The 16,792-nt window shown below is 64.8% G+C and carries 13 protein-coding genes and 1 pseudogene; 8 read left to right on the top strand and 6 right to left on the bottom strand.

What is annotated here, in order from left to right:
• Positions 1 to 6: 6 nt before the first annotated feature.
• Positions 7 to 1,332: a lipopolysaccharide biosynthesis protein gene (locus VIQ49_RS02675; RefSeq protein WP_331880458.1), complete on the bottom strand. Its 1,326-nt coding sequence runs from the start codon at positions 1,330 to 1,332 to the stop codon at positions 7 to 9.
• Complete coding sequence (locus VIQ49_RS02670; RefSeq protein WP_331880473.1) at positions 1,329 to 2,159, bottom strand: glycosyltransferase family 2 protein; 831 nt, start codon at positions 2,157 to 2,159, stop codon at positions 1,329 to 1,331. The genes VIQ49_RS02675 and VIQ49_RS02670 overlap by 4 nt, the downstream gene beginning before the upstream one ends.
• Before the next feature lie 169 nt (positions 2,160 to 2,328).
• On the opposite strand from VIQ49_RS02670, the gene VIQ49_RS02665 reads away from it, so the two are divergent.
• Positions 2,329 to 3,519, top strand: a complete 1,191-nt coding sequence (locus VIQ49_RS02665; RefSeq protein ID WP_331880457.1) for a 4-hydroxybenzoate 3-monooxygenase — start codon at positions 2,329 to 2,331, stop codon at positions 3,517 to 3,519.
• A gap of 7 nt (positions 3,520 to 3,526) precedes the next feature.
• Here the strand turns inward: VIQ49_RS02665 and VIQ49_RS02660 are convergent, their stop codons facing one another.
• Positions 3,527 to 4,348, bottom strand: coding sequence for an arylamine N-acetyltransferase family protein (locus VIQ49_RS02660; RefSeq protein WP_331880456.1), 822 nt, complete (start codon positions 4,346 to 4,348; stop codon positions 3,527 to 3,529).
• Between the two features lie 86 nt (positions 4,349 to 4,434).
• Here VIQ49_RS02660 and VIQ49_RS02655 point away from each other — a divergent pair, with 86 nt between their 5' ends.
• The 6 genes from VIQ49_RS02655 (at position 4,435) to VIQ49_RS02630 (ending at position 12,488) form a co-directional block, all read left to right on the top strand.
• A complete protein-coding gene (locus VIQ49_RS02655; protein ID WP_331880455.1) occupies positions 4,435 to 5,286 on the top strand; it encodes a 2-amino-3,7-dideoxy-D-threo-hept-6-ulosonate synthase in 852 nt (283 codons plus the stop codon).
• Between the two features lie 69 nt (positions 5,287 to 5,355).
• The gene (locus VIQ49_RS02650; protein WP_331880453.1) at positions 5,356 to 6,540 is read left to right on the top strand and encodes a 3-dehydroquinate synthase II family protein; all 1,185 of its coding nucleotides are present in this window, start codon (positions 5,356 to 5,358) and stop codon (positions 6,538 to 6,540) included.
• Positions 6,537 to 7,709, top strand: coding sequence for an LLM class flavin-dependent oxidoreductase (locus VIQ49_RS02645; RefSeq protein ID WP_331880451.1), 1,173 nt, complete (start codon positions 6,537 to 6,539; stop codon positions 7,707 to 7,709). The genes VIQ49_RS02650 and VIQ49_RS02645 overlap by 4 nt, the downstream gene beginning before the upstream one ends.
• Positions 7,706 to 10,204: an alpha/beta fold hydrolase gene (locus VIQ49_RS02640; RefSeq protein ID WP_331880450.1), complete on the top strand. Its 2,499-nt coding sequence runs from the start codon at positions 7,706 to 7,708 to the stop codon at positions 10,202 to 10,204. Before VIQ49_RS02645 ends, VIQ49_RS02640 begins: the two co-directional genes overlap by 4 nt.
• On the top strand, positions 10,201 to 11,091 hold the full coding sequence (locus VIQ49_RS02635; RefSeq protein WP_331880449.1) for a beta-1,6-N-acetylglucosaminyltransferase: 891 nt from the start codon (positions 10,201 to 10,203) through the stop codon (positions 11,089 to 11,091). Before VIQ49_RS02640 ends, VIQ49_RS02635 begins: the two co-directional genes overlap by 4 nt.
• Positions 11,088 to 12,488, top strand: coding sequence for a polysaccharide biosynthesis protein (locus tag VIQ49_RS02630; RefSeq protein ID WP_331880448.1), 1,401 nt, complete (start codon positions 11,088 to 11,090; stop codon positions 12,486 to 12,488). The genes VIQ49_RS02635 and VIQ49_RS02630 overlap by 4 nt, the downstream gene beginning before the upstream one ends.
• A 4-nt stretch (positions 12,489 to 12,492) precedes the next feature.
• On the opposite strand, the gene VIQ49_RS02625 is transcribed toward VIQ49_RS02630, so the two are convergent.
• Complete coding sequence (locus VIQ49_RS02625) at positions 12,493 to 13,395, bottom strand: glycosyltransferase family A protein (protein ID WP_331880446.1); 903 nt, start codon at positions 13,393 to 13,395, stop codon at positions 12,493 to 12,495.
• Positions 13,392 to 14,387, bottom strand: coding sequence for a glycosyltransferase family 2 protein (locus VIQ49_RS02620; protein WP_331880444.1), 996 nt, complete (start codon positions 14,385 to 14,387; stop codon positions 13,392 to 13,394). Before VIQ49_RS02620 ends, VIQ49_RS02625 begins: the two co-directional genes overlap by 4 nt.
• Positions 14,388 to 14,671: 284 nt before the next feature.
• Between VIQ49_RS02620 and VIQ49_RS02615 the strand changes: the two genes are divergently transcribed.
• On the top strand, positions 14,672 to 15,964 hold the full coding sequence (locus VIQ49_RS02615) for a ricin-type beta-trefoil lectin domain protein (RefSeq protein WP_331880443.1): 1,293 nt from the start codon (positions 14,672 to 14,674) through the stop codon (positions 15,962 to 15,964).
• 26 nt (positions 15,965 to 15,990) lie between these two features.
• Here the strand turns inward: VIQ49_RS02615 and VIQ49_RS02610 are convergent.
• Positions 15,991 to 16,792 (bottom strand): annotated as a pseudogene (locus VIQ49_RS02610) (hypothetical protein); the annotation flags it as partial.

Below are 16,792 nucleotides of genomic sequence, written 5' to 3'. Positions count from 1 at the left end.
GGGGCACTAGGACCGCGGGCTCACGGGGACAGGCTCACCGTGAGCCCGATCCGACTGCCGGATCCGGCGCACCGAGAAGATCAGCGGGAGGATCACGAGCAGGGCGGTGGCCAGTTCGGCGGTGATGAAGGCGTAGGCGAGTCCCCGGAGTCCGTCGACGTCAACCCAGGCCACACCGAGCCCCAACATCAACACGGCGTTGACACATTGTGCGGCAACGGCATAACGGAGCCGGCCGAGGAGCCGGGAGATCGCCGAGTAGGCGTGCCCGACCAACGCCGGCACGATCCCGATTGCGGCGAGCTGGAGTAGGGGACCGCCGAGTGCGCGGTACTGCGGGCCGACCAGGGACAGCAGGACTGGGCCGGCGACGGCGAGAAACAGCGCACCGCTGACCCCGACGAGTCCCAGAATCGAGAGAAATCGCTGGGTGAGCCGGTAGGCGTTGCGCGAATCCGCCGCAGCGGCAGCGATATACGGACCCATCAGGATGGTCAGCAGCACGATCAGTGCAGTCACCAGCGACCACGAGATCGCGAAGTAGGCGTTGAGTTCGGTGCCGAGCTGGGCAACAACGATCAGGGGCATCAGCAGTGGTGTCAGGGCACCGACGACATAGAGCAGGTAGGTGCCTGCCAGGTACGTCCCGAGTTCACGTCGGTCGGGCAGTGAATCGCCGATCCCGGACGCAGATTCTGTTCGGATCCGGCGGATCACCACCACACCGAGGACCAGGGAGAGCAGCACTGCCGGACCCACCCAGGTCCAGACGATCGTGGCCCGGGTGGCGATGGCGGCAAACGCCAGCACCAGTAGAGTTTTGACGACGGCGTGGGTGATGTTCTTCTGCGCTGCCCAGGTGGCCCGCCGTAGGCCGACCGCGGTGTGGTCGAGCAGTGCGAACACTGAGAATGACACCACCACAACAGGGAACAGCATGCGGTCGAGTGAGCCGGTGAACAGTTTGTCGGTGGGACCGACCCAGAGGAAGCCGACTGCGAGCGTGGCGCTGACCGCGACTCCGGCGACGAATCCGGTGCGCACCAACGCCGGGAGTTTGCGTCCGGCAACAGGTACGAATCGTTCGAACAACGCACCGAACGACAGATTCCCGAAGGCGGACAGCATCGTCGCGGTGGTGATGATCGCGGCGGCGGCACCGACTTCGCGGGCGGGGTAGACCCGTCCGATCAGTGCCCAGTACACCAACCCCAGGACACCGGTGACCAGCGCTGAGATCGCCAGTGCCAGCGAGTTCCGTTCCAGGCCGGGTCCATCGTGCCGATTCGGCTCGGCGCGGATCGCGGCCGGCGCGGTTTCGCAAGCTGTCACACGGGTGTATGGGTGACCACAGGTGTGGTCGACACGCTGGTCACCGATGCTGCCACCGATTTGGGGCGTGCGCGCCAGTGCTTCCATTCCTGGTTGATGGTCCGCAGGACGCGCATGCCGTCGCTGTAGGCATTGAGGTTGCTTCGGCCGTGCAGGCGTGGGCCTTCGAAGCTTCCGACCTCGGTGATCGCGAGGTCGCAGGTGGCCAGGCGGACGTTGATGACGGTCTCGATCTCGAAGCCGTCGCCCCACTGGGCGCGCTGATACTCGACCGGCGCGAGCTCGAGTGCGACTGCGTGCCTGGCCCAGAAAGCGTTGTAGCCGTAGCAGAGGTCGGTGAACTCGGTCTTGAAGATCAGGTTGACCAGACCGTTCAGGCCCTTGTTGCCGATCCGGCGGATGGTGGTGATGTCCGTGCTGCCGCCGGCGCCGACGAAGCGGCTGCCTTTTGCGAGATCCGCGCCTGCGACGAGTGCCTCGACGAACAGTGGGATCTCCGCGGGATCGGTGGACCCGTCGGCATCGATGGTGACGATGATGTCGCCCGTCGACGCGGCAATTCCGCAGGCCAGGGCATTGCCCTTGCCCCTGCGGGTCTGGGTGATGAATGTGGCTTGCGGCCAGAGCTTTTGGGCCACGGCGACGGTGTCATCCGCCGAGTTGCCATCGACGAAGACGATCTGGTCGACGCCCTCGGGCATCCGGGATGCCACGTAGGGCAGGTTCTTGGCCTCGTTCATCGCGGGGACGATCACCGATACCGTTGGGCGGGAGGGTTTCTGGTCGCCGGTGGAGGTCGGGGGCAGTGCTTCCGGTGGATGACCGATTTCGCTTGGGGGGGTTGACACGTTCACCGCTGGGCACTCCGCTCTAATGACTAAGTGAGGCTTACACTAGAACCCAGGCAAGCCTAAGCAAAGTCGGAGTTGGCTATTGTGTCGAGCGTCACAAGGCGCCGTGATCGTCTGTGGCATTAATTAACCAGGAGCAATTTTCGTGCGTACAAAAGTGGCTATCATTGGCGCCGGGCCGGCCGGTTTGACCCTCGCCAAATTGCTCGACCTCCAAGGTGTCGACTGCATTGTTTTCGAACAGCGGAGCCGTGACTATGTCGAACAACGAACGCGGGCAGGAATACTCGAGCAGCCCACCGTCGACCTCATGGCCGAGGTCGGTCTCGTGGATCGTATCCACGCCGAGGGGATCAAGCACGACGGTTTCTATGTCACCTTCGATGAAGCCACCCACCATCTCGACTTCAACGCGCTCGTCGGCGGTCACGCGACGGTTTACGCCCAGCAAGAGCTGGTCAAGGATCTCGTATCAGATCGGCTGGCGAACGGACTGCCGCTGATGTTCGAGGCCGATGTCACGGCGATCGAGAACCGGGTTGACGGAGCGTCAGTGACGGTTCGGCACGAGGGCCGCACCTTCGAGGTCGAGGCCGACTTCGTTGCTTGTTGCGACGGCTATCACGGCGTCGGCCGAGCCGCGATCCCAGCCGAGAGCCGGACGGAGATCGAACAGACCTATCCCGTGGCGTGGCTCGGGATCCTCGCGCGCACAACACCGGTCACGCCGGAGGGTATGTACTGCGCCCACGAGAACGGGCTGTCGGTCCACAGCATGCGTGGTGCCCGGATCACGCGGCAGTACCTGCAGGTTCCCGCCGACACCGACCTGGCGGACTGGTCCGACAACAGGATCTGGGACGAACTGGCGGTCCGCAGCGCCGGGGCCAGTGCCGACGGACTCGAGCGTGGTGAGATCTTCGACCGCTCGATGGCGCCGCTGCGCAGCTACGTGAACGAGACCATGCAGCACCGGCGGGTGTTCCTGTTGGGCGACGCGGCGCACATCGTTCCTCCCACGGGCGCAAAAGGTCTCAACCTCGCGGTGTCGGATGCCACGGTGCTCGCCCATGGGCTGGCGGCGCACTTCCTCGGAAATGATCGTCGGTGGCTCGATGACTACTCGGCGACCTGCCTGCCGAGAATCTGGCAGGCGCAGCTGTTTTCGGCGACGTTGACGGCGACGCTGCACCGACTCACCGACGACCCGCTGCAATGGCGGCTCAATCGCGCACGACTGCAGAGCTGGGTGACGTCAGAAGCGCAGCGCCGTGCGCTCGGTGAGGTCTATCTGGGACTGCCTTTCCCGGTGGGCTGGCAATACGCGGCGTCCTAGATTCGAGTCACCGGAATCGGGCGACAACCGGCGGGATCTCGAGGGAGATCCCGAAGAGGTCGTCGAGCACCGCACATACCGCGTCGTCGGTGATGGTACGGCTGTGTCGTCGTCCGGAGACCAGGTCGGTCCGGGTCAACGTGAACGGCTCCGACCGGCCCCGCGACATCGTGATCCGATGGGTGTCGTCGGTGATCGAGCAGACGATCGAGGCGGTGAAACGTGCCTCCGGACTGGTGCTCTGCCAATGGGCGATGTCGGAGAACTCGTCGAGCCGGTATGCCGTCCCATCGGTGCGATAGCGACCGGTCGAGGTGGTGATGTCGATCGGGGTGTGTATCTGCTGGGCAGAGATCGGGGTCAGCACACTCGAACCGCCGAAACCGTTGTCGGCCAGCCAATGCCGATCGCCGGAAGTCACCGCTGCAACCATGTGCCCGAGCGCCGGACCGAACGTCCCGTGATCGCGCGCGACGGCGGCCCCGATCAGGAGGACGTCGAAACCGAGGGACTGCAGCCCGCGCGCCATCAGACCGTTGAGTTCGTAGCAGATGCCCCCGCGCCGGCCGTCGATGATCTTGTGCTCGATCGCCACGGGGCCGACGTCGACGATGCACCTGTTGTGAATGGTCAGATTCTCGAAGGGGATGGTGGCGAGTTGTGCCCGAGTCACTCGCTCGAGAATTTCCTGATCGTCGAGATCGGACCTCGAAACATCGGCGGTGGTCAGGCCGATTCGTGCCAGATACGCGTCGCGGAACGCCACGTCAGGGCGACCGGCGAGCGATCGCTCGAATCCGGCCGACTGTGTTCGAGGTTGCTCACCCACGGTTCGCATATTTACAAAGCTTACCCTAAGCTAACCACTAGCCAGGGCTTCGACTGTGCGTCCGGGCGCGTGATGAGGAGAACTCGATGACCGACGATTCGCGATACTTCCGTGGTTCCCGCGGCGGGAAAAGCCTGCGGTTGTCACGCATCTCGAACATCGCCACCGGTCACGCACTCATCGTGCCGATGGACCACTCGGTGACCATTGGCCCGCTGGGTTCTGTGGACCGGGTCGCGAGCGTGCTGCAGTCCGTTGCGCGGGCCGGAGCCGACGCGGTGGTGCTCCATCGCGGTCGCGCCGCCCAGGTCGAACCAGGAACGTTCGCTCGGATGGGTCTGATCGTGCACCTGTCGGCCGGCACCAATCGAAGTCTGGACGCCGACGCAAAAGTCATGGTCGGGGGTGTCGAGGACGCCCTCCGGGTCGGTGCCGACGCCGTCAGCGTCCATGTCAACGTCGGATCGACCACCGAACATCGTCAACTGGAAGACTTCTGGGCCGTGTCGCGCGAGTGCGAGATCCTGGGTGTCCCGCTCCTGGCGATGATGTACGCCCGCGGACCGCTCCGGCCGGAGGGTCCGGAAACTGCCGACGAAGTGGCCCATCTGGCCTCCATCGCAACCGATCTCGGTGCAGATCTGGTGAAGGTCAACTACACCGGTGATCCGGACTCGATGCGCACGGTGGTCGAGACCTGCCCGGTACCGATCTACGTCGCCGGTGGGAGTCGAGAAGGTGGCGATGACGTCGCCGTGGCTCTCGGTGTGGAGATCATGACCAGCGGAGTCGCCGGATTGAGTTTCGGCCGCAACATCTTCGCGGCCACCAACCCGTACGCGGTCACCGCCAAGTTGTCCCAGGCCGTGCACGGACGCGGTGACAAGGCCGAGCGTGAGACCTTTGCACACCACGCCACCGCGCTGGAATCTGCCTGACCCGACACTTCACGCCCGGGGATCGTGTCCCGGAACAGACATGCCTGAGAACAGAGTTGAGGAAAGTCCATGGAAAACGTAATCGTCACTGACCAGATCATCCCCGCGGCCGGGGCGGGCGCCGATGAGCGTCGCACCCCGGAGAGCCGGGCCGGGCACTTCGCGTGGGTGGATGTCCGCAACGTCCCCGAGGGTCTGAGCAACGCGATCATCCAGGCCGCGATCCACCAGAGTGTCGACGGCATCGTCAGCGACCGGATCGCCGTCCTCGAGGCGTTGCCGCCGACGATGCGCCGCATCCTCGCTGTGGCACAGCCGTTGTCCGAAGACGACGACGTGACGTCGGTCGACCTGGTGATCGCTGCCGACCGCGACGTACTCGCGTCCGTTCCCGACTCCCCGAAGCTCGAACGGGGCGTCCACGTCACCGTGGCGGATGCGCCGACACTGCAGACCGCGTGCGAGGTGGTTCGTGAGGTTCCTTGGACGGCACTCACATTCACCGACCCGACCAAGATCCCGCTGGAGATCGTGATCGCTGCAGCGGAGAACTCGGGCAACCGGATCGTCACCACGGTCAGCGACATCGAAGACGCCGAGATCGTCAAGCTCGTTCTCGAACACGGCTCCGACGGCCTGCTCCTGGCACCCCGCAATGCCGATGACGTGCTGAAGTTGGCGGACATCGTCCGGCCGAAGTCGGCGAGCATGGAACTGTCCGAACTCGTTGTCGAGCGCGTCGAGCACATCGGTATGGGCGACCGTGCCTGCATCGACACCACGTCGCTGCTGGAGAAGGACGAAGGTTGCCTCATCGGTTCGTTCTCGACAGGACTCTTCCTGTCGTGCAGCGAAACCCATCCGCTGCCGTACATGCCCACCCGTCCGTTCCGCTGGAATGCCGGCGCGGTCCACTCGTATGTGCTCGGTCCCGACAACCGCACCCGGTACGTCAGCGAACTCCAGGCCGGATTCCCGATCCTGGCGGTCCGTTCCGACGGTTCGGTCCGTGAGGTGCGGATCGGTCGGGTGAAGATCGAGAAGCGACCGCTGATCTCGATCACCGCGATCGCGCCCAACGGTGCGACCATGAACCTGATCGCCCAGGACGACTGGCATGTGCGCTTGCTCGGACCCGGTGGCAGCGTCAACAACGTGACAGAGCTCAAGGCCGGCGACAAGCTGCTCGGTTACGTGCCGACAGAGGCTCGCCACGTGGGACTGCCCATCACAGAATTCTGCGACGAGCGTTGAGCGCGGGGCCTGAAGCCCCGAACATCCTGTGGTACATCGGGGCAATCGACGGTGAAATACCTTGGGACCCGAGGCATGCCACATCCGCAAGCCTCGGCGATCTGCGGCTGCAGGCGAGGAACCTCGACGAGCTCGGCTACTTCGGCGCGCTGACCACCGCTCGTGAACCGATCTCGTTGGTCGGTGACACGGAGCAGTTGCGGTTTGTGGTCCCGGAGTACCCGGGCGTCAAACCGCCCGCTCTGCTGGCCGAGCAGGCGCAGGTGTTCGACAACTACTCCGGTGGCCGGTTGATCTTCAATCAGGTCAACGGTGCCGACCCGGTTCTCGCGCGGTACGGACGATTCGAAGCGAAGGATGAGCGGTACGAGCTGTCGAAAGAGTATTGGCGGCAGGTCAAGTCGCTCTACCTCGACGACGTCGATGCCCACGACGGCGAGTTCCTGAAGTATGGTCCCCGATACAAACCGCCCATCGCCGGTGAACGCCAGCACGATGGTGTGCCGGTCTGGGGGACCGGTGCTTCACCGGCCGGGATCGACCATGCCACTGCGGTACTCGACGTGTATCTCTCGTTCCTCGGGCCGATCGAGGTCACTGCCGACCTGTTCGACCGGGTCCGCAAGGCGGCCGCGACGGTGGACAAGAAGCTGGAATTCGGTGTGCTCACCAGTGTGATCGTCCGGGAGACCGAGCAGGAGGCCTGGGATCACTTCGAGTGGCAACTCGCCAACACCGCACCGGAGGCGGTGCTGGCGACCGCGGACCGCAATCTGCGGAGCTTCGGCTTTCCGGCGCTGGATGAGCTGACTTCGCCGGATACCCAGGTGCAGAACCGGATCGACGCTCTGCGCGCCGGCCGGTTACCGACCCGGGAGGATCTGGAGTTCGCGCCCAACATGGCTGCAGGCCTGACCACGTGGACCGGCGCGGAGCCCCCGTTCGACATCGCGGGCAAGGGGACCGGGACCTACCTCGTGGGCAGTGCAGAGAATGTTGCGTCCCGGATGCGGGAGATGGCGGAGATCGCGGGTATCGACTACTGGCTGCTGTCCGGGTGGCCGCTGGTGAGTGAGGCCAGGATCACGGCCGAACTCCTGTTCCCACAGTTGGGATTCGAACCGCGTCCGGCCGGGCCCCGCCGGACACTGACCGGTGACCGGAGATGACCGCTGACCGGCAACCACCGAGTGCGAATGTGTCCGACCGGTTCGATGAGATCGCAACGCGCCACGCCGATTCGGTGGCCGTGGTGTGCGGTGGGACGTCACTGACCTATCGAGAGCTGCAGCTGCAGGTCACGGACCGCGGTGCGGCCCTGGCGGCGCAGCCCGGCGATCGCGGGACGCCGGTCGCGCTCGACATGGAATCCTCGGCCGACGCGATCGCGGCGGTCATGGCCGTCTTCCGGTCCGGACGTCCGCTGATCCTGCTCGATCAGCAACTCCCGGAAGCGCGGCGCGCCCATATCGTGGAGCGGAGCGGCGCGCTGAGGCTCTCGTCCCGAGAGCTGTCAGAACTTGCCCCGGTTCCGACCCGGAACCTGCCGGAACCGCGTGAGACCGACTGTGCGGTACTGCTCTTCACGTCCGGGTCCACCGGTGAACCGAAGGGCGTCCGGCAGGATCACCGACTCTGGCTCAACCAGGCCGATGAGCTTTCGGCTGTTCTGGGTCTCGGTCCTGGTCACCGAATGGCCGCGATCTTGCCGATGAGCTTCGGTGGTGGCCTCGACATACTTCTCACCGCGCTGCTGTGCGGTGCCGAGTTGCATGTCCTCGACCCCCGGGTCGCCGGTGTCGAGGCGCTGCCGCGGTGGCTCGCGGCGACCGAGCCCACCTCATTGCACGCGACGCCGTCGCTGCTTCGCGCGACTGTCGACGCGTGCACCGATGGGGAGTTGCTCAGTGTGCGGCTGGTCACCACCTGCGGAGAAGCGGTGCACGGCGGTCAGATTCGGGAACTGCGGCAGAGACTCCGTCCGTCGGCGACATATTGCAATCTGTCCGGGTCCTCCGAGACCGGAAACCTCGCATTCAACATGATCAGGGCCGGCGACGAGATACCGTCGGGAGTTTTGGCGGCCGGCCGGGTGTCCGATCGCAAGACCGTTCACATCCTCGACGACGACGGTCGTCCGGTTACGGACGGGGAGATCGGCGTGCTGGTTGTCGAATCCGCATTCATCGCGGCCGGCTATCACACCGATGTCACCGGCGTTGTCATGGGCGATCCCAATGCTTTTGGAGTGAGTGAGGCCGGTGTCCCGCAGTTCCGGCTGGGAGATCTCGGCCGGTTCGGACCGAACGGAGGACTGCATCTTGTCGGCCGCCGCGACGATGCGGTCAAGATCCGCGGCTATCTGGTGGAACCCGCGGAGGTCACCACGGCGTTGCTGGACCTGGACGGGATCGACGAGGCAGTGGTGATGGGTGTTCCCTCCGGGGGCACCACATCGCTGGTGGCGTTTGCCGCCGTCGGCCGCAGCGGCCGGGATGCGGCGGGGATCAGACACGAGCTGCGTACGGCACTGCCCGACTGGATGGTGCCGGCGCAGGTGATCGTGCTGCCACAGCTGCCGCGCAACGAGCGCAGCAAGATCGATCGAGCCGCATTGCAGGAGCTGGTGATCCGTCCGGATCACCGAGCGCCACTGGGTGATACCGAGACCGACCTCGCGGTTCTGTGGGGTGAGATCCTCGGGTCTGCCGAACTCGGCCGCGATGACGACTTCCTCGCTCTAGGAGGCGACTCGTTACAGGTCCAGCAGCTGTTGGCTCGGGTGTCCGCGGCGTTCGGCGTCACCTTGGTAACCGGTGATCTGATGCTGCACCCCACGATTCGCCTGCTGGCGGCCCGCATCGACGATGCCGGGGTGCCGAGCCCGGGGCGACGGAAGGGCTCGCGCAGGTCCGGTGTCCTGGTGCCGCTGCAGGTGGGCGGCAACCGGCAACCGGTCTTCGCGTTCGCCGGAGCCGGGTCACCGGCGATGTCGATGGCTCCGCTCGCCCGCGCTTTGGGGGCTGATCGTCCCGTGTACGGTCTTCAGGCCCACGGTCTCGAGCGGCGCGGATTCCCCGATTGGACAATCTCGCACGCCTCTCGGCGCTGTGTCCGAGAGATCCGCTCCGTCCAGGAGAGTGGCCCGTATGTCTTTGTCGGTCACTCGCTCGGCGGTGTGATCGCGATGGAAACGGCGCGGCTGCTGGAGCAACAGGGCGAAGAGGTCTCGGCCGTGATCTGTCTCGACACGATCCTGACCGGCCCGTTGTCGTCGGGCGGACCGACACCATGGACGGTGGACACCGGCTCCACGGGCGAGGTGGTCACTGACGAGCCAGTGGATCGCAAGAACCTGTGGCGCACGCGGGCGATGCTGATAACGGCCGGTCTGTGGCGATATCCGACCCAGACCCAATGGAATCTGTTCCACGACCTGGGACGCCGGGTTGCCCTGATGCATCGTCTACGTCCGTGGGACGGCCCGGTGCACATCGTGATGGCAGACGACAACCCGGACGATCCCCGGTGGTGGCCGTCGGTGGCCACCTCGGTGCGGTCGAGCACACGCATCGAGGGCGATCACAACGGAATCCTGCAGCCGCCCTACGTCGGACGGACCGCCGAGCTGGTCCGGGACGCGCTGGCCGAGGTGCATCCATGACGGCCCGTGCCGCCGTACTCATCCTGGAACACCAACAGCCGCAACGGCTTGCCGCACTACTGCGGTCGCTCGACCACCCCGGCATCGACATCTACGTCCACATCGACGCGCGGATGTCGTGCGCACCCTTCGAAGAGGTTGCGCCGGCCGGACCCCGGCTCACCTACCTCGACGATGAGGATCGGGTTGAGGTGTCCTGGGGCAGCCTCAGTCTGGTCGAAGCGAGCCTGGCGACGCTGCGGGCAGCACTCGGTTCGGGTCGGGAGTATGGGCGCTACGCCCTGTTGTCCGGGGCCGATCTGCGGATCGCGCCGCTGGAGGAGATCCTCGCTGCCTGGTCGACGTCCGCCGAGTACATGCGGATCGATCGTGCGCTGACCGTTCCCGGCGCGGAGCCGAGCTGGCAGGTGCGTCGGCGTCATTTCAACGGGCGCAAGGGAGTTGCCCGAAGGGTGTTGTCGGGGAGGATCCCTCGCTCCGTGGACAACACCATCGAGATGTTCCAGGGTTCGCAGTGGTGGGCGCTGACCGACGGGGCGGTCCGGTACATCTGTGATTTTGTCGATCGACATCCGGACTGGCTGCGATTCCATCGGCACACCTTCGGTCCCGACGAGATCGTGATCCAGTCGATAGTTGCGAGTTCACCGTATGTGCCATGTGTCACCCAGAACCTCGTGCTCTCCCGTACTGATCCGACGGCCGACCCGCTGTTGCACGGCATGCACTACATCGACTGGTCGGACGCAACCTCGTCGAGTCCTCGGGTGTTGTCCCTCGACGACGTGCCGAATCTGCGCCGGTCGTCGGCGTTCTTCGCACGCAAGCTGGGCCGCGGGTCGGCCGATCTGGTCGAGTTGTTCGAGCGGGAGCTGTCCGGACGATGAGCAGACACAAGCGAAAGTCCGGTTCGGCGCTCGAATCCAACGCGCTGGCCCTGATGCTCTCGTCGGTTGCCACCGGCGTGCTGGGTCTGGCGTACTGGGCTGCTGCCGAACGCTTCTTCCCCACCGAAGAGGTCGGCCGGGCGGCCGCTGTCATCAACTCGGCGATCATGTTGGCCGCCTTGTCATGTCTGTCACTGGGTGGGGCGTATCAGCGATTCCTGCCGGTGGCCGGCCGTCTGTCAGCTCGGCTTATTTGCGCGGGCATCGGTGTGGTGTCGGTCGCCGGACTGATCCTGGGACTGGGTTTTGCATTCTTCGGGCCGTCGGTCGACCGGCTGTTCCACTCCACCACCGAACGGGTGGCCTTCCCGCTCCTGGTGAGTGCCCTTGCGGTCTATGCACTTTCAGATCCGATCCTCACCGGGCTCCGGATGGCCTGGGGGGTCGCGGCGAAGAACATCGCTCTCTCTGTCCTGAAGATTGTTGCGGTGCTGGTGGTCGCCGGTTCCGGTGGGGCGATCGTGCTGGTCGGGTCGTGGGGTCTGCTGGCGATCGCCGTCACCCTGGTGGCCGTCGGAGATGCGCTGCGGCGCACCATTGTCCATCGCCGCGACGTCGCGCCCGAACTGCCCCCGGTGAGGGAGTTGTGGGCGTTCCAGGGCGTCTTCTTCGCGATGTCGGTGGTGCTCATCCTGACGCCGCTGACATTGCCGTTGATCGTCGTCACCACGATGGGCGCAGCCGACAACGCGTATTTCAACCTGGCCTGGACCATGTGTTCGGCGCTGGGCCTTCTCCGGGGTGCGGTCGGATCGGCGTTCATCGTCGAGGCATCGCGGTCCGGATCGGATCGTCCGCAACTGTTGCGCAGGCTGATCCGGATGATGTCGGCCGTCACGGTGGTCTCCGCGGTGGGCCTGGCGGTATGCGGGCCGATCGTGCTGGCCGTGGTCGGGGCTGACTACGTCGAGGCGGCGTGGCAGCTGGTGGTGGTGATGGCGGTCGACACCGTGGTCGGTTCGGTGGTTGTTGTGTATTTCCTGCTGGCACAGATCGTCCGACGGCTCCGGCTCATGTTCGCCGTCCAGTGCCTCATCGTGATGATCACCATCGCCGGCGCCTTTGTCCTGGTACCGAAGATCGGGCTGACCGGTATCGGCGTGGCGGTCCTGACCGCCAACACCGTGGGTTTGCTGATCCTTCTGCGTCCGTTGCGGCGAGTGGCGATCGAGTTCACCACCGCGCCGGCAGAACCTGGTCCCGATGATGTGTTGACCGATGCCGAGGTCCGGTTCATGGATGCCGAGACACAGCTCATCCCGGTCATCCCGGCCGCAGCCGCGACGGCACCGATGGATGCTCCCACCAGACCGTTCCAGGTCGTCTCGAGACGCTGATCGATCAGCCGAGCGCGGCGGACACCGTCGACTCGTAGACTTTGCGACCCACAAAACGGAAGGTCTCCAATCCGGGTGCTCTGGTGGCGGCCGCGACCGCCGGGCGGACCGCGGACGTGAACGCGCGAGCCGCGGCGACCGGACGTGGGCCGGTTGGTCGAGGCGGCCACAACAGTGCCGCCAGAACATCATCGGGCAGCGGTCGCCGGTTATCGGCCGCTGCGTGTTCGCGGGCGATCCGCAGGTGGTTGTTCCGCTGTTGTTGGGAGTGCATGGAACTGACCTGCGACGGGTGGATCCGGTAGCTGTATCCCATGATCGGAAGATTGCGCAGACGACCGTGCTCCGAGAGTTCGACGATCGCCTGATAGTCCTCGGCGTGGGCGTACTCGGGCCGGAACCGGATACCGGCGCGTTCGAGAACCGCCCGCCGGATCATCAGCGACGCGCCGCAGTGGCAGGTGGCGAGTAGCAGTCGTTGACGACAGGCCTTGTCGCCGGCCGGCATCCGAACCCGACCGGTCATCGCCCCGAACATCTCGTAGTCGGTGCCGCACGCCACCAGCCCGGGGTCGGCGTTCATCGCCGCGACCTGCGCGCTCAGACGCCCCTGGGGCATCAGATCGTCGGCGTCCATCCGGGCGATGTAGGTTCCGCGGGCATGGTCGAGACCGGTGTTGAGCGCCCCGACCAGGCCGGTGTTCTGCTGCCGGATCACCCGTAGGCGCGGATCGTTTACGGCGGCAAGGCGTTCGGAGGTGTTGTCGGTGGATCCGTCGTCGACGACGAGCAGTTCGAAGTCGGAGAAATCCTGGCGCAGGATCGTTTCGAGTGCTTCGTCGACGTGCTCGCCGACGTTGTAGGCGGGTACGAGCACCGTCACCAGAGGTGTGGGGGAGTTGGTCACCGGTACCTCAATATCGTGGAGTAGAGCCGGGGTGATGCTTTCATCAGAACCGCGAAGACCGCTTCCTTGCCGAATCCGGTGCGGATCAATTTCGGCACATCGGACAGTCGGATGGACGCCCGCACCCGGTTGATCGCTGCGGTGTACTGCGCCGGCCGGGACGGAGTGGCGTGGTCGGCGCGCATCGCCAGATGAGCCACGGACGTGAGGATCTCGCGATACCGGAATCCCCGTAGGTCAGCCTGCCACGATGGCTCCAGATCGTGTGCCGCCACCTCTGTCATCACGTCGTCGGCCACCTTGAACAGGTCGAACGTACGACTGCTGAAGTGCGTTGAGATAGACCCCGGCCGGTACAGATACCAGTACAGCGGCTCGTCGACGAGGGCGACGCGTTCGGCGCGGAGCCCGAGACGGACCAGCGGAGCGAAATCTTCGTAGCTCTGATCTTCGTCCCAAGTGCGGTCATCGAGGATCTGCCGCCGGAAGATCTTGTTGCAGGCGTAGGCCTTCGCTCCGCCCCTGATCAGGAGGTGTGCGAAGTCCTTCCCGGACATCGATGCGGTGCCGTAGAGCGGTTCGTCCACCCCGAGGTCGTTGTTGTTCTCGTCGACTCGGCGCGTACGGGTGCAGGCGAAATCCGCATCGTGCCTGTCGAGTGCATCCGTGAGGACCTCGATGAAGGTCGGGTCGGCGCGGTCGTCGCTGTCGAGAAACCAGATGAGGTCGCCGGTCGCAGCGGCCAGGCCCGAATTGCGGGCACAGCCGAGGCCCCGGTTCTCTGGGTGGGTGACCACGGTGTGTTCGGCGCCTCGAGCGGTGAGATGGGTGCAGGCGAAGGCGATCGAGTCGTCGTGGCCGCAATCGTCCACAAGCACAATCTGATCGACTCTGCGGGTCTGCGCGAGCAGCGAATCGAGGCAGCCCTGGAGGTAGTCCCGGCTGTTGTAGATCGGGATCACCACACTGACCGTGGTTGGGGTGGTGTGCACCGAAAGGAACTCCTGTGACCAGCGGATATGAGGTGACCCTAACTCTACGACATGGCATCATCCTCGGCCAAACGAGCCCATTTGTATCTCTTGGACGGCACATTTGCCCATAACAAAACGAACAATTCAGGACACAACACCATAAAGATCCGAACAGCGTTGTGAAACGGTTGCGCACCGTAACGGTCTCGCGGCCGCAACATTATGAGACGGCTTGCATACGATAAATCTGCACCAATTTCGACGACTCAGGGAATCTCTTTTGGTGCAGAAACCGAGGAATTATGTCCGGCTTTCGCCGTAATTCAATTCGCACCCGTCCGATAATTCTCGCAACTATTGTTCTCACGCTGTCGGCAGTTGTCCCAGGATTCGTCGTCTCGTCCGCCTCAGCTGCTGCGGTCGGCTACGTCAAGGCCATCGGTGGCCGATGCCTCGACAACGCCAATGCCTCCACCGCCAACAACAATCCCGTGGTGCTGTGGTCGTGCAACGAAGGGGCCAACCAGACGTGGACCCAGGCCGACGACGGCACCGTGCGCACGCAGGGGAAATGCCTGCAGCCGCAGAGTGGCACCATCGCATCGGGCCGGATCGCGACGATCGCCACCTGCACCGGCAGCGCGGCACAACGATGGACACGCAACGGTCTGACCATCCGCGTCGGGTCGTATTGCCTGGAGAACGCAAACAACCGAAACGTCGACGGCAATTCGATCCGGCTGGCATTCTGCACCGGAAGCCAAGCGCAGCAATGGAATCTGGTGGCGGTAACCTCGACGACCCCGCCCCCGACCACCACGCCGCCGACCACGACCCCGCCGCCGGTCTCCCCGTCAGGGCAGCCGGTGCCGACGGCGAACCTGCAGGGGTGGCGGAACATCTTCTGGGACGACTTCACGAAGAATGCTGCGGTGGGCTCCTGGGGCAGCGAATGTGAACCGAACAAGATCGTCTACACGGGAGCGCAGGGACAGCGGTGGCGCGCATATCCGAAGTGCTATCGCGACACGTACAACGCACGGCCGTACCGGTCCGATCAAGTGCTCAGCGTGCAGAACGGCACACTGAACTTTCATCTCCACAATGTGGACGGGGTTCCGGCCGGCGCCAATCCGTCCCCGGTCCTGGTGGGTGATAACCAGAACCAATTGTACGGACGCTATTCAGCCAGGATGAAAGTCGACAATGCAAATCTCAGCCAGTATTACGTTGCCTGGTTGCTGTGGCCCCAGTCGGAAGTGTGGCCGCGAGACGGAGAATTCGATTTCCCGGAAGGAGAATTGAGTGGAACCGTCAACGGCTTTCACCATTACGCGGGAGCCGCCGCCTGCCCGTCCTGCCAGGAGAGCGTGACAAATCTGTCTGCTCGCTTCACCCAGTGGCACACCTACACCATCGAGTGGAGTCCGGGACGTATCCGCTACCTGCTAGACAACACGGTGGTGCTCGACAGCCCGCGGAACGTGGCGAACACGCCGATGCGGTGGCAACTGCAGACCGAGACGAAGGGGTCCGGCGCCGCGTCGGGAAACCTTCTCGTGGATTGGGTTTCGGTGTGGGCGTATTCGCCCTAGGTGCTCAGGTGCAGTGATCGGTCAGCTCAGTGCTGATCGTCCAGTAGGGCAACGGTGTCGGTGGCGGCCGATGCGAGTGCGGTCGCCACCGATTGCCGTCCGAAAGCGGTGTCATGGAACGCGGCCGTAATGGTCAGGTCGCCGTCCGCCATCGCCGAGGTGACGGTGATCGAATGGGGACCGGCGGGGTCGCTGGCCACCAAGAACTGGGCCGGGGACGTGGTGTCCCAGGGAATCGTGACGGAACGGGGGACCGTGTTGAGACTCGAATAGAGCAGGGACATGCGGTGATCGGGCGCGACTGCCGCCTCGGCCACGGGATGACTCCGCTGGGTCCGGCGACCCGCTCTGACCTTGAGACTCGACACCAGCAGATTCGCGACCGGTCTGCCGATCGTGAACGCCTCGGTGATCGCGGCTTGCAGGGACTGCGGAGTGACGCCCGGACCGTAGTCGAAGTCGAGGCCGGCGGCGAAGTTGCCGAGCGTGTGCGTCTTCTTCGGTAGGTACATCCGGGCGTCGAAGGGCAGGGTCACCCGGTCGGCAGGTTCGATTCCCGATTTCTCGAATGCGGCGCGGAGTGCCAGGACGATCAATGCGACCACAGAAACGCCGGGCTGATGTCGATCCCGCCAGTCGCGCAGATCGTCGAGGTCGGAGCCAGGGATACGGGCGATCGCGACAGCGGGAATGGCGCCGGCCACAGGAGCTTTGACGGTGGAGACACCGTGGTCAGCGGATGGGGCGGGCGCCTCGGCGCGATTGCGGCGGTACCAGGTGGCCATCTGGAGGAGACGACGCGGATCGGCGTAGGTCCGTGCGGCCGCG

Source organism: Williamsia sp., assembly GCF_036566845.1.
In the GTDB taxonomy this organism is placed as follows: domain Bacteria; phylum Actinomycetota; class Actinomycetes; order Mycobacteriales; family Mycobacteriaceae; genus Williamsia.
Note: the sequence above shows the minus strand (reverse complement) of the source record. Positions and strands in the feature narration are given on the sequence as shown.

What these genes read in the sequence shown, in the direction of transcription:
- VIQ49_RS02635 (WP_331880449.1), top strand. Translation starts at nt 10,201, where the DNA reads ATGACGGCCCGTGCCGCCGTACTCATCCTGGAACACCAACAGCCGCAA.
- VIQ49_RS02640 (WP_331880450.1), top strand. Translation starts at nt 7,706, where the DNA reads ATGACCGCTGACCGGCAACCACCGAGTGCGAATGTGTCCGACCGGTTC.
- VIQ49_RS02615 (WP_331880443.1), top strand. Translation starts at nt 14,672, where the DNA reads ATGTCCGGCTTTCGCCGTAATTCAATTCGCACCCGTCCGATAATTCTC.
- VIQ49_RS02630 (WP_331880448.1), top strand. Translation starts at nt 11,088, where the DNA reads ATGAGCAGACACAAGCGAAAGTCCGGTTCGGCGCTCGAATCCAACGCG.
- VIQ49_RS02655 (WP_331880455.1), top strand. Translation starts at nt 4,435, where the DNA reads ATGACCGACGATTCGCGATACTTCCGTGGTTCCCGCGGCGGGAAAAGC.
- VIQ49_RS02650 (WP_331880453.1), top strand. Translation starts at nt 5,356, where the DNA reads ATGGAAAACGTAATCGTCACTGACCAGATCATCCCCGCGGCCGGGGCG.